This is a genomic window from Corynebacterium sp. KPL2734 (genome assembly GCF_040225595.1).
GTDB lineage: Bacteria > Actinomycetota > Actinomycetes > Mycobacteriales > Mycobacteriaceae > Corynebacterium > Corynebacterium rhinophilum.
In genome coordinates, this window is sequence record NZ_JBEHFO010000005.1 from 151,993 (window position 1) to 165,071 (window position 13,079).

Annotated in this window: 13 protein-coding genes; 6 read left to right on the forward strand and 7 right to left on the reverse strand. The window is 57.0% G+C overall.

Annotated elements, in window-relative coordinates; genetic code table 11:
- Positions 1 to 104: 104 nt before the first annotated feature.
- Entirely contained in the window at positions 105 to 407 is a 303-nt protein-coding gene (locus ABRP88_RS05240; protein ID WP_284785634.1) for a malonyl-CoA-ACP transacylase, read from the forward strand.
- A gap of 701 nt (positions 408 to 1,108) precedes the next feature.
- Here ABRP88_RS05240 and ABRP88_RS05245 read toward each other — a convergent pair.
- Together ABRP88_RS05245 and ABRP88_RS05250 are read right to left on the reverse strand one after the other, a co-directional pair.
- Positions 1,109 to 1,447, reverse strand: a complete 339-nt coding sequence (locus ABRP88_RS05245) for a P-II family nitrogen regulator (RefSeq protein ID WP_023025886.1) — start codon at positions 1,445 to 1,447, stop codon at positions 1,109 to 1,111.
- Positions 1,448 to 1,474: 27 nt separating this feature from the next.
- The gene (locus tag ABRP88_RS05250; RefSeq protein WP_349836496.1) at positions 1,475 to 2,797 is read right to left on the reverse strand and encodes an ammonium transporter; all 1,323 of its coding nucleotides are present in this window, start codon (positions 2,795 to 2,797) and stop codon (positions 1,475 to 1,477) included.
- A 309-nt stretch (positions 2,798 to 3,106) separates the two neighbouring features.
- Between ABRP88_RS05250 and ABRP88_RS05255 the strand changes: the two genes are divergently transcribed.
- The 5 genes from ABRP88_RS05255 (at position 3,107) to ABRP88_RS05275 (ending at position 8,293) form a co-directional block, all read left to right on the forward strand.
- Entirely contained in the window at positions 3,107 to 4,138 is a 1,032-nt protein-coding gene (locus tag ABRP88_RS05255) for an ABC transporter substrate-binding protein (RefSeq protein WP_349836498.1), read from the forward strand.
- Between the two features lie 18 nt (positions 4,139 to 4,156).
- Positions 4,157 to 5,761: an ABC transporter permease gene (locus ABRP88_RS05260; protein ID WP_410763101.1), complete on the forward strand. Its 1,605-nt coding sequence runs from the start codon at positions 4,157 to 4,159 to the stop codon at positions 5,759 to 5,761.
- Positions 5,762 to 5,763: 2 nt separating this feature from the next.
- A complete protein-coding gene (locus ABRP88_RS05265) occupies positions 5,764 to 6,792 on the forward strand; it encodes an ABC transporter ATP-binding protein (RefSeq protein WP_284853793.1) in 1,029 nt (342 codons plus the stop codon).
- An 88-nt stretch (positions 6,793 to 6,880) separates the two neighbouring features.
- Positions 6,881 to 7,309 carry an OsmC family protein gene (locus tag ABRP88_RS05270; RefSeq protein WP_284853792.1) on the forward strand — a complete coding sequence of 143 codons (429 nt, stop codon included), beginning with the start codon at positions 6,881 to 6,883 and terminating at the stop codon, positions 7,307 to 7,309.
- Positions 7,310 to 7,387: 78 nt separating this feature from the next.
- Complete coding sequence (locus ABRP88_RS05275; RefSeq protein ID WP_284853791.1) at positions 7,388 to 8,293, forward strand: DUF1906 domain-containing protein; 906 nt, start codon at positions 7,388 to 7,390, stop codon at positions 8,291 to 8,293.
- Between the two features lie 2 nt (positions 8,294 to 8,295).
- Here the strand turns inward: ABRP88_RS05275 and ABRP88_RS05280 are convergent, their stop codons facing one another.
- From ABRP88_RS05280 to ABRP88_RS05300, 5 genes are all read right to left on the reverse strand, one after another.
- Complete coding sequence (locus ABRP88_RS05280; protein WP_284853790.1) at positions 8,296 to 9,225, reverse strand: hypothetical protein; 930 nt, start codon at positions 9,223 to 9,225, stop codon at positions 8,296 to 8,298.
- 39 nt (positions 9,226 to 9,264) lie between these two features.
- Positions 9,265 to 10,908, reverse strand: coding sequence for a monocarboxylic acid transporter (locus ABRP88_RS05285; protein ID WP_349836500.1), 1,644 nt, complete (start codon positions 10,906 to 10,908; stop codon positions 9,265 to 9,267).
- Positions 10,909 to 11,256: a DUF485 domain-containing protein gene (locus ABRP88_RS05290; protein ID WP_005279845.1), complete on the reverse strand. Its 348-nt coding sequence runs from the start codon at positions 11,254 to 11,256 to the stop codon at positions 10,909 to 10,911. It abuts the gene before it with no gap.
- A gap of 393 nt (positions 11,257 to 11,649) precedes the next feature.
- Complete coding sequence (locus tag ABRP88_RS05295) at positions 11,650 to 12,513, reverse strand: aldo/keto reductase (protein WP_349836502.1); 864 nt, start codon at positions 12,511 to 12,513, stop codon at positions 11,650 to 11,652.
- Positions 12,514 to 12,622: 109 nt separating this feature from the next.
- On the reverse strand, positions 12,623 to 12,982 hold the full coding sequence (locus ABRP88_RS05300; protein WP_005279843.1) for an FKBP-type peptidyl-prolyl cis-trans isomerase: 360 nt from the start codon (positions 12,980 to 12,982) through the stop codon (positions 12,623 to 12,625).
- Positions 12,983 to 13,079 lie beyond the last annotated feature (97 nt).

Consider the following 13,079-nt stretch of genomic DNA (forward strand, 5'->3'; position numbering starts at 1 on the left):
AACCGTTAATTTTGCAGGTGAGCGAGTGTTCTATACCACACTCACCCATACCATACGCCCAACAGAAAGGTATTCAGATTATTACCACTATTCTTGCTGGACTATTGGCTGCAAGCACTGGCTTAATCGGCCACAGCACTCCAATCGAAAAAGCTTCCCCTATAGCCCAGCATCAAGACCATGCGGCGGCGGCCACCCCCGACCGCGATACCTCCGACGTGCAAGCGCTAATCGATGATGCCGAAGAACAAGCTGGCTACAAATTCATGACTATCCGCTATGATGGAAAATTCGCGCATATCGCTTTAGATCCCGAAAAATACAACCCCGACAGCGATAACGCGACATTTAAAGCAGCGACCCGGCTGCTCACCAAGAAGGGTTATAAGGTCACTGCAGTTCTCTAAACTGTTCACCTCCACTGCCCTGGCCCCCAGTTTGCTCGCCAAACGGGCCGTTACGACCCTGTTCACGCAGCTGCGCGATGGTCGAACCTAAAGATTGACGGGTTGCTTTGACAATGCCGTTGGGGGTTAAGTAGCAAAAAGGGGATGAGGACATTTTTAGGAGTATTCACAGTAGCAGCTTGCGTCAGCGTTGATTGATGCTTAATCCGCCGTTGATGCCAGGACCGGTGATTACGGCGTCCTTAAGCGCGTAAGGCAGCGTGAGAACTAGCGCAACCGACAACACCAAACCAGACACCGCTGTATCCTGCGAGGAACTAACCTGGCGCACGATGCTCTACATTACGGAGGCTTGCCCGGAGTCATCGACGGGAATAACCCCAAAGCACCGTGCCGATCAGCTGCACCGAGGCAAAACCAAGGCCTGGAACGCCAAGGAACAGCGGTGCGCCAAGGGGCCAACGGGACCTACCCCGGGTAGTGGAACTGTTAGGGTTAGGCCCATCCTCTCGTACCGCCACACGATCCGCACAGATCGGATGTACACTAAACGAGGGTAACCTCATACAAGGCTTGGCCCCGGAAAGTTGACACATCGGGGTCGGGCTCTCGGATTTTTCCTCACGTTGAACTTAAAATAAACTGGTTTGCCACGACTCTTCTACTTCTATAAGCAAGCAGATCCACCGCGCATTTGAGGTCTAAATAGCCTTCTCCCCACGCTCACCGGTGCGGACGCGGATGACGTCTTCGACGGGCGCTATCCAAATCTTGCCGTCGCCGATTTCGCCGGTGCAGGCGGCATCCACGATGGCATCGACAATCGCTTCGGCGTCATCGTCTGCCACGATGAGCTCGATTTTGGCTTTGGGGACAAAGGAGGTGGCGAATTGGGCGCCGCGGTAGATTTCCTTGTTACCGCGTTGCTGGCCAAAGCCTTCGATTTCGGTCACCGTCATGCCCGGCGAGCCGAGTTTTTGTAGTGCTTGCTGGATATCATCAAGCGTAAAGGGCTTGACCACGGCTGTTACGAGTTTCATTATTGCTCCTAGGTATCGCTGGGCGTTTTAGTTGCGGCTGGTGGTACCGCGCATGGCACGGCCGCCAATGTCGTAGCCGGTCTCACGGTGACCACCAAAGTCAATGCCATCGGTTTCGATCTGGTCGGTCACGCGCCAGCCGATGGTCGCCTTCAAAATCACCGCGATGATGGCGGTAATGACTGCGGCAAAGATTACGGCGATAGCGGCGATGAGAATCTGTACGATGAGCAGCTTCCAACCTTCTACGCCGCCACCGGTGAAGATGCCGCGCTCATTGGCAAAGAAGGCAACTGCCACGGTGCCCCACAGGCCGGCGACCAGGTGGACGCCCACGACGTCCAGGGAGTCATCAAAGCCGAAGCGGAACTTCAGGCCCACGCCCAAACAACCCAGCATGCCGCCGAGGGCACCCATAATGAGCGAGGTCACCGGGTTCAGGTCGCCTGCGGCCGGGGTAATGGTGACAAGTCCTGCGACCACGCCGGAGGCAGCACCCAGGGAGGTGCAGTAGTTATCGCGCAGCTTTTCCACGAGCAACCAGCCCAAGATTGCGGCAGCCGTTGCGGCGGTAGTGTTGACCCAGGCCAGGCCGGCGAGGCCGTCGGCAGCGAAGGCGGAACCACCATTGAAGCCGAACCAACCAAACCACAGCAGGCCGGCACCGAGCATGACCATGGGCAGGTTGTGGGGGCGCTGCACGCTCTTCGGGAAGCCTTGGCGCTTGCCCACGACAATCGCCAGAACCAGTGCGGCCGTACCGGCGGAAATGTGGACGACGGTACCACCAGCAAAGTCAATGGGTGCGACGAGCGCTTCCCCACCTTCGCTGCCAAAGATCCAGCTGGTGACGCTGCTTTCGCCCTCACCCAGGATGCCACCACCCCAGACCATGTGGGCCAGCGGGAAGTAGACAAAGGTTGCCCACAGGCCACTGAAAAGCATCCAGGTACCGAACTTCACACGGCCGGCGAGTGCACCGGAGATAATCGCGGTGGAAATAACGGCGAAGGTGAGCTGGAAGCCGATATCGATGATATTGGCGTAGCCTTCCGCGCCCTCGAGGTATTCACCGTTGGCATCAAAGATGGAGTCCTTTAGTCCAAAGAACTCGAAGGGGTTGGCAACGATGCCGCCCCAAGACTCCGTGCCGTAGCTCATTGACCAGCCCCAGAGGATGTAAATGATGCTGACTACCGCTAGTGAGCCGAAGGACATCAACATCATATTGAGCACGCCGCGGCGCTCTGTCATGCCTCCATAAAAAAGTGCCAGGGCTGGGGTCATGAGCAGCACGAGAGCCGCGCTCATGAGCATCCAGCTCGCATTGCCTGCGATCACCGAATCCATTATTTCTCCTTGTAGGGTTCCTTCATTGCTTTTCATAACGGTAGTACTACAGGTATCTAAATATCTATTGTCCTATAGATTAATCCCCCATGTGGGGCTACCTTGAGCTTGTCACCTCCTGGTTTCCCGCTTTTCACCACTAAAAGGCTGCCCATTCGAGCGAGGTTCCTTGGCGAGCCCTCCCTCCACAACATCCGCCCAGGAGCTCAAAGAATTTACTGCGCGTTCACATCGATCCCAAGTTGCCTTAACTTCGGTGCAGTTAGATAGACGTTCCTGTTAACTACTCTCTCTGGAGGAACTTCCCCAATGAAGTCGAAGCATTCATCTCTCGCTGCCCTAGCCCTTGCTTCAACCGTTCTTCTTAGCTCGTGCGGTGAGCCTGCGACCGACAATGAAGATACGCAGGCCGCAAGCGATTCAACCTCTATTACCGTCTATACCTCCGAGCCGGAAGAAAAGGTCGATGAAATCAATGCGGCCTTCAATGAAGAAAACCCCGATATCGAGGTCAAGGTATACCGCGCCGGTACCGGCGATTTGAACGCGCGCATTTCTTCGGAGAAGCAATCTGGCGATATCGAAGCAGATGTTTTCTGGGCAGCCGATGCACCTACCTTTGAAAATTACGGTGAGGATGGCGATCTCATCGAGCTTGCCGATGTCGATTCCGACGACATCATCGACGAGGCCAAGGACGACGAGAATTTTTATGTCGGCACGCGCATTATCCCCACGGTCATTGCTTATAACACCGACGAAATCGCAGAAGGTGATGCCCCGACCTCGTGGGCGGATCTCACCGATCCGAAGTACAAGGACAAACTCGTCATGCCTAACCCGGCGGTCTCTGGTGCGGCTGCCTTCAATGCCTCAGCATGGAAGAACAATCCAGACCTCGGTGAAGCGTGGATCGAAGACCTGGGCAAGAATTCCCCGATGATCGCAGAGTCCAATGGCCCTACCTCCCAAGAAATTGCCTCCGGTTCTAGGCCCGTGGGCGTGGTCGTCGATTACTTAGTCCGCGACCTAGCGGATAAGGGATCCCCGGTTGCCCTTGCCTACCCCACCGAGGGATCACCGTATATTTCTGAGCCTGCGGGCGTATTCAAAGACTCCAAGGAGCAAGAAGCGGCACAGAAGTACATCAATTTCCTGCTTTCGAAGAAGGCTCAAGAAATCGCCGTCGAGCAGTCGTACCTCCCGGTGCGTGAGGATGTGGGAACCCCAGCAGGCACCCCTGAACTTGCAGACATTGAGCTCATGAACCAGGACCTGGAGAAAATCACCAAGGATAAAGACGCCGCCGTCGAGGTATTCCAAAAGGCAGTGTCTTCCTAGTTCTTGATGGCTCGTTTGTTGAAAAATCCCTCCGTATCCGCGCTGCGCGTTGGCGTGTGGCTCATTGCCATTGGCCTGTTCATCGCGCCTTTGGCCCTTGTTGTCTCCCTTGCACTGGGTGGAAACCAAATTCCCGTCCTGCTAGAGCAAGGGCTCGGTAGTGCTACATGGAATTCGCTTTTCACCACGGCGCTTTCGGCGCTCGCCGCTGTCATCATCGGCACCGTTATTGCCATCGCGCTAGACCGCACGGATATTTACGGCTCTTCGGTTCTGCGCCTATTCCTGCTCTCGCCACTCTTGGTTCCACCATTTATCGGAGCGATCGCCTGGATTCAACTATTCGGCCCGAATCAGGGCTTGAATAAGCTCTTTGGGTTCGAAATATGGAATATCTACGGCGCAGACGGGGTCATTGCGCTGATGACCATCCACTCTTTTCCCACGGCATACGTCATCATTTCTTCGAGCCTGCGCTCCATCTCTCCCGATTTCGAGCTAGCCGCTCGAATATCTGGCGCTTCAGTGATGACTGTTCTGCGCACGGTCACCCTTCCGCTCTTGCGCCCCGCCCTGTTATCCGCGTTTACCCTCACGGCAATTGCTAATCTGGCGGATTTCGGAATTCCTGCCATTATCGGCTCGCCGGCTCGGTTCGAAACGCTCGCGACGATGATTTACCGGTTCATTGATTCCGGCACCGTATCGAACCCCTTACAGGTGGTTTCGACCATCGGCGTCGTCCTCTTATTTTTGGGAATCGGCGCAGTCATCATGGACTATCTCACCTCCCTGAAAAACTCGTCTTCTACCCATGACTCCGGAAGCCCGGCGCGCTTTGCACTGCATTCAGCGCGTTGGCCGGTCACGATCATCATGTGGGTGTGCGGACTCGCCATTTCCATTGGCCCAATCCTTGGTTTGGCCTACCGCGCGTTGCTGCCAGCTCCTGGAGTTCCGTTTACATTAGAAACCATCTCGTTGGCGAACTTTAGCAGTGCTTTATCCAACCCGCGCGTTCTCGACGGCCTTACCAATTCCGCATTTCTGTCAATAACCGCCGCGATAATCTGCGGAATTCTTGGCTGGGTCATCGGAATTCTAGTGACTCGGACCCAGGCCCGGGGAAATACCCTTTTAACACTTTCTGCGCTGCTACCGAGCGCGCTGCCGGGGCTCATCATCGGCGTCGCCTGGCTGATTGCTGGGCGCTATACCGGGCTATATAACACCATTTGGATAATCCTTATCGCCTACGTCTGTGCTTTTACAGCACTCGTTATCCAGTCCGTGCGTGCCCCGCTAATAAGCACCCCGGTCACCGTGGAAGAGGCAGCGCGTATTTCTGGTGCCACGCCGCTTAAGGCGCTTTTTACTACCACCGGCGCAATGACCATTCCGGCGGCGATCTCCGGTGCGGTGCTCGTCGCGGTGACCGCGATTCGAGAACTTACTATTTCCGTACTCCTCGTCGCGCCCGGAACTACAACGCTGGGTGTGCAAGTCTTCAACCTGCAGCAGGCAGGAAATTATAACCAGGCATCGGCACTCGCTTTGCTCTTTGCACTGCTTGGCATCATTGCCCTTGCACTGACTATCCGCGTTCCTAAGGTAAGGACTTAATAATGGCGAAAATTGCAGCTTCCCACCTCACGGTCACTTTTCCGGATGGAACTACTGGCCTGCGCGATATCAATCTCTCCATCGAGCCTGGGGAACTCATTGCACTCGTTGGCCCGTCAGGCTCCGGTAAAACCACGCTCCTGCGCACCATCGCTGGTTTTATATCCCCCTCGTCGGGTGAGCTTTACATAGATGGCCGGCAGATGACTGCTATTCCGCCGGAGAAACGCGGAATTGGCATGGTATTCCAACAGCATGCGATTTGGCCGCACATGTCTGTAAAGGACAATGTTGGCTACCCGTTGCGCCAGGCGAAAGTAGCAAAGGCCGAGCGCGAAGAGCGCATACCTGAGACTTTAGCTCTCGTGGGCCTGCCAGGATTCGAAGACCGTACACCAGACAGCCTTTCTGGCGGGCAGCGCCAGCGCGTTGCCCTGGCCCGGGCGATCGTCGCTAAGCCCAAAGTTTTATTACTGGATGAGGCGCTTTCCGCCCTCGATGAACCATTGCGCGATAATTTGCGCCGCGAGCTGGTAGCCCTGACACAAAAGCAACGCCTAACCACGGTGCACGTCACCCACGATCGCGCCGAGGCACTGGCAATCGCAGATAGAGTCGTGGTTCTAGACGGCGGCGAAATCCAGCAGATTGCTCCTCCGCAACAGCTGCTGGAAAATCCCGCTAGCCCGGTGGTCGCGGTATTTATTGCGGATGCCACGATTGTCCAGACCACTATTTCAGGAAGCCGCGTCGAGTGCCCAACTCTTGGTATCTCTTGGCCGTTGAGTGACGTAACCGTGCGAGGAGAAGGCACTAAGGCCGCCATCTTGCCGCACCACGCAACGATCGTGGAGGAAAACCATCCAGGTGCCACGGTTGCGGCGGTGGTTGACTCCGCCATTTTCGAAGCCGGACACTACTCCGTTACCGCCTCCCACGAATCTGGGGTCACGTTCCGGACTACCGCAGATAATAAACCAGAGCTTGGACAATCGGTGCGTATCCGCTTCTCGCCGCCGTTGATTTATTAAGTGCGCACTGTGTCCGATTTCCTATCGCTGCATTTAATCCTTTGCTGCAGCGTGGCCTATATCCCGAGCCTGGCTTAAGCTTTAAGCCATGAGTGAAATCACTAAGCAGTATTCCGTTGACCTTAACCGCGTAGAAAATTCGGTGTACCGCGCCACCAATGCGGATGGCGCCAGCATCGAATTTGGCCGCGGGGAGGGCCTGTTATCGCCGGTAGAGCTCCTGCTGGCCGCCGTCGCTGGGTGCACCGCGGTGGATGTGGATGTCGTGACCTCCAGGCGCACCGAGCCGGAGTCTTTCCAGGTGCGCGCAGAGGGCGACCGCGTGGATGAGGATGGCGCCTCGCGGCTTTCCGATGTCCGCGTTGCCTTCGACCTCTCCTTCCCTTCCACCCCGGACGGCGAAAAGGCCCGCGCGCTGGTAGATAACCTGATTCGCATTTCCCACGAGAAGGACTGCACGGTATCGCGCACCGTGGAACACGCCACGAACGTGGATTTTAGCAACGAGTCAAAATAAACACGACTCACCCACCGCCTCCTGCTATGGTGCATTTGTTAACTATTGTGACTAATGCGATCACTGCAGGAGCTTTTCATGTCACCGTCTCTGTCTCGTCGCGGCCTCTTGAAGGCAAGCGCCCTCGCCCTTACCGCCGGCGCCATTGGTGCGACCGCACCCTCGGCCGCCGCCCTTGGCCCGGTGCGCGGGACCATCATTGACTTTTCCTCAGGCATCCCTTCCCCCGACGCCATCAAGCGCGCAGGCCATATCGGCGCTATTCGCTACGTCTCCAATAAGCGCCCCGGCGCGGCTTGGATGACCGGCAAGCCGGTTACCCTTCAAGAGACTGCGGCCAATGCCGCCGCCGGCCTGCCCACGGCCTCGGTCTATCAATTCGGCCGCGCCGAAACCGCCGATTGGAAGCAGGGCGCGGCCGGCGCCGCCATCCACGCCCCGCAGGCCATTTCGCTACACAAGGCCGCCGGTGGCCCTACGCACCGCCCCATCTACATCGCCATCGACGATAACCCCACCCGCGAGCACTACACCCAGTTCATCCGGCCGTACCTGCAGGCATTTTCCAAGGCCTTGTCCGTGGCCGGTTACCAGACCGGTGTCTACAGCAACTACAACGTCATCGAGTGGGCCAGCCAGGATGGGATTGGCACGTTCTACTGGATGCACGACTGGGGTTCCAACGGGAAGATCCACCCCAAGACCACCATTCACCAGCTGCCGCAGTCGCGCCAGCAGACCATCGAGAACGTCATCGTCGATGTCAACGAGGTCTACGCCAGCGACTGGGGCCAGTGGACGCCCGGTTCCAAGCAGCCAGGCATCCAGGATCTCAGCTCCACCCTGGACAAGGCCATCCCGAATATGCCGGACTTGCCGCAGCTCAACGCGGATGGGGTGAGCTTTAAGGGGTCATCGCTAAGCAACGAGCAAATCCGCGGGCTTGCCGATGCCGCCCAGGATATCGCCAAGGCCTTTAAGTAGGCCTATTTCCCCTTGGGCTCGGAGGACTTCTTTTCGTCCTTCTTGTCCTCGTCCTTCTTCTCGCTCGAGGTCGGCTTTTCGGAGGTCGTCTCGATGGGCGGGACATCCTCGCCGTCCTTGTACTTGAGGAACCGCTCGGTGGCCTTGCCCAGGTTCTCGCCGGTGATTTCGCTCTTCACGTAGTCCGTGAGGTCATCGGCAGAGCCATTAATGGAGGCTGCGGCGACGAAATTCTTGCCAAAGGAGACCGAGGAATTGATGGACTTATCGTTGGACCAGCCCCACTTGCTGCCTACCACATTTGAGAGCTTCGCGGTGCCATAGTCTTGGTCATAACCATCTTCTGAGACGGGATCCGCGTGCGACATCGCCACGAGCACGGGATGGGTCTCATCGCGCTTGATGAGCTGGGAGATGAAGCTGGCCACGTCATAGGTGGAGGTTTCCGAATAGCCCCAGGTCTCGCCCGCCTTGGTGGATTCCAGATCGTATTCCTTGGCAATCTTATCGATGGAATCCGGGTACTTTTTAAACAGCTCCTCGGCGCTCTTATCAGAAGAGCTAGCGATCATGCCGAGCGCCTCGTACTTGTCTTCGTACTCACCCTGCTCAATGACGTAGGTAGCGATATAGAGCTTGATAAGGCTAAGCGCCGGGCGGGGATCGTGTTCTGCCGCAGAGCCTATATACATGCCATCGTGCAGGCGAATATAGCTAATGGAATGGTCCTCATCCCCCTTGAGGAACTCATTGATTCGCGGGGGCACCTTTGCTGCCCTATGCGCGGTAATGGTGGTGTCTTCGGCTTTGGCGGTGCTATCTCGCTCGCTATTGCTGCACCCAGCAACCGTAGAGCAGGCAAGCATGCACACGGCAAGGGCGGCACCAGCCTTTACTGATGCCGCCGCGTTGAGAGAGGACGGATTAAACACGTCGAACCATATTACCGGTAATTGCTCCTTTTCGGGCAATTAGTGCTGGACTGGGGCCTCGACGCCCACACCGGTCAGGGAACGAACTTCCATCTCTGCCGCCAGCTCGTCCAAGTTGTCCGGCTTGGTCACGATGGAGACAAACCAACCGACGAAGAAGGACAGCGGGATGCTGACCAGACCCGGCGAGGTCAGCGGGAAGATAGACCAGTCCGCGTTCGGGAACATGGCGCTTTCGGTGCCGGATACCGCTGGGGAGAAGAAGATGAGAACCAAGCAGGAGACAACACCGGTGTACATGGAGGCCACGGCACCCGCGGTGTTGAAGCGGCGCCAGTACAGCGAGTACAGGATGGTCGGCAGGTTAGCCGATGCCGCCACTGCGAAGGCCAGGGAGACCAGGAAGGCCACGTTCTGGGTCATCGCCAAGATGCCCAAGATGATGGAGACAATACCCAGGACCACCACGGTGGCCTGCGAGACGCGCACCTGCTCTGCCTCGGTGGACTCACCGTTACGGATCACCGCGTGGTAGATATCGTGAGCAATGGAGGCGGAGGCGGTAATCGCCAGGCCCGCCACCACGGCGAGCACGGTAGCAAAGGCCACGGCGGAAATAATGGCCATGAAGATGGAGCCACCGATTTCCAGTGCCAGCAGCGGTGCCGCGGCGTTCGCGCCACCCGGTGCGTTCAGGATGCGGTCCGGACCAACCAGTGCGGCTGCACCGTAGCCCAGGATCAGGGTCATCAGGTAGAAAGCACCGATGATAACGATGGCCCAGGTCACGGAGCGGCGAGCCTCAACGGCGGTCGGCACAGTGTAGAAGCGCATCAGCACGTGTGGCAAGCCGCCCACGCCCAGCACGAGGGACATACCCAAGGAGATGAAGTCCAACTTAGCGGCGGTAGAGCCACCGTACTTCAGGCCCGGCTCCATGATTTCCTTGGCCTCATAGCCCTTTTCATGGAGGTAATCGGAGGACGCGTGCATATCAACCGCGGTGCTGAACATGTTGCTGAAGCCACCGCGCAGGGAGATAAACACCATGATGCACATGATGACCACACCGGTCACCAGCAGGACGGCCTTAATCATTTGCACGTAGGTAGTACCCTTCATGCCGCCGACCAAGACGTAGAGGATCATCAGCACGCCGACGATGCCGACGACGACTGCCTGCCACTTGAAGTCATGAATGTTCAGCAGCACGGCCACCAGCGAACCGGCGCCGGCCATCTGGGCGATGAGGTAGAAGAGCGTCACGAAGAGCGTGGCGATGGACGCGGCCACGCGCACCGGCTTTTGCTTCAGGCGGAAGGACAAAACGTCTGCCATGGTAAAGCGGCCCACGTTACGCATCGGCTCGGCCACGAGCATCAGGGCCACGAGCCAGGCGACGAAGAAGCCAACGGAGTACAAGAATCCGTCGTAGCCGTTCAGCGCCACCGCACCGACGATACCGAGGAAGGACGCTGCTGAAAGGTAGTCACCGGAAATGGCCAAGCCATTCTGGCGGCCGGAGAACGAGCCACCACCGGTATAGAAGTCAGACGCCTTCTTCGTGGACTTGCCGGCGCGCAACACGACGGCCATGGTAACCACGAGGAAGATGCCGAAGATGGAGATATTCAGAATCGGGTTACCGGCAGAAGTTTCTTGTGCAAGGTAAGTGGTAGTCATTTACTTGGCCTCCAACTTCTCGCGAATAGCAACCGATTTAGGCTGAATATTCTTATTGGCGTATTTCACGTAAATCCAGGTAATGATGAACGTGGTCAGGAACTGGGCCAGGCCGAAGACGAGGCCGACGTTCCAGCCGCCATCGCCAAGCTCAATGGCCATAAAATCAGGCGCAAACACGGCGGTGAGCACGTAGACGATGTACCACACGAAAAACGCGACGGTCATGGGAAAGGTGAAACTACGATAAGCGCTGCGCAGCTCGCCAAACTCTTCGCTATCGCGCATTTCTATGTAGTCGGCTGCCGTAAGCTCACGGCGCTCGACTGGAGCAGTTGTATCACTCATAGAAGGGTTGTCTCCTTGGGCGAGAGAGGTTCTGTACAAACGAGGCGCAATGTGTTGTTCATCACTACCCGCGTTGCTATGTAAGATACAGAACAATCTTTGCAAAGCAGTAAATATTGCCAATATGCCTCACAAAAACTCCCCCCTTTTAGCCCGATAGGTTCCGGTGAACTGGGCTAATATTCTTTGCAAATCACCCCCTCCACCCCAGAGTTAACGTGTTCGCAAATTTTGTTAACCAGACATTAACTAATGAGTAAAGGCAGCGCGAAAGGAACCACCTATCAGCGAGGTGAGTGCCTTAACCAGCACGTACTTCCCACTCAGCCATCCTGCACAGCAAAAGCCACCGACGACGCCGTCGCCGGTGGCCCCTTAACCCGAGGTGTGTTCTTAGCCCTCCGCGCCCGGGAATTCGCGGGGATCGTTAAACATGCGGCCGAAGCCTTCTTGACCTTCCAAGGAGTCAATAGCCGCGATTTCATCCTTGCCCAGCTCTAGCTCCGCGGCGGCCAGGTTCTCCTTGAGACGCTCGCTGCGGGCGGACTTCGGAATAACGGAAATGCCCTTAGCCATCAGGTACGCCAGTACCACCTGACCTTCGGTAGCCTGATACGTAGCGGCAATCTTTTCAATCTCCGGGTTATTAAGCACCACGCCGCGCGCCAGCGGAGACCACGCCTCGGTCACGATGCCGTGCTTGTGGTGAAATTCGCGCAGCTCCGGCTGGGTAAAGCCAGGGTGCAGCTCTACTTGGTTGAGAACCGGGGTAATGCCGGTCTTCTCAATGAGGTCCTCGAGGACCTCCTCGTAGAAGTTAGCGACACCGATGGAAGCGATCTGGCCCATCCCCTGTAGGCGGGCAATGGATTCAAAGGTCTCCACGTACAGCCCACCCTGTGGCCATGGCCAGTGGATGAGGTACAGGTCCAAGTAATCCAGCTTCAGCTTCTCCATGGACTCTTGGAAGGCCTGTTCCGCCTTCTGCGCGCCGTGGTGGGAGTGCCAGACCTTGGAGGTAATAAACAGGTCCTCGCGGGTGACGTCGCCCGCGTCAATGGCTTGGTTCAGCGCGGTACCCAATGCCTCTTCGTTCTTATACAGCGTTGCCGTATCAAAGTGGCGGTAGCCCAGGTCAATGGCTTCGCGGACTACGCGAATGCATTCATCTTCATTGAGCTTGTAGGTGCCCAAACCCAGCTGGGGCATCTCACGGTCATCATTGAAGGAAATATGTGGCACAGTCATAGTTCCCATTGTGCCCCAGTTTGCCGTCTCATGCGGCCCCTTGCGGGAACTGACTGCCCAGCACAGCGAAAAACCGGCTCCCCTTAAGGGAAGCCGGTTCAACGATTTTTAGCGCAGTTTAGTCAGCGCGGATGAGGTCAATGATAAAGACCAAGGTGCGGCCGGACAGCGGGTGCGCACCGCCGGCTGGGCCATAGGCCTTTTCCGGCGGGATGATGAGTTGACGGCGACCGCCTACCTTCATTCCCGGGATGCCCTCTTGCCAGCCGGCAATGAGACCGGTCAGTGGGAACTCGATGGACTGACCACGGTCCCACGAGGAATCGAATTCTTGGTTGGTCTCATATTCGGCACCAACGTAGTGGACCTCCACTACGCCACCAGGCTGAGCTTCAGCGCCATCGCCTACGACGATGTCCTCGATGACGAGGTCGGTCGGCGCTGGGCCAGACTGGGCTTCAATAACAGGTTTATCCATGGGGATTAGTCTCCTTGGGAAATCTAGTTTGTTCGTGCGGTCGCAATGAAACCGAACCGAGCTGCACCAATTATAGTGCTCAAGCCCGATTCGGTTG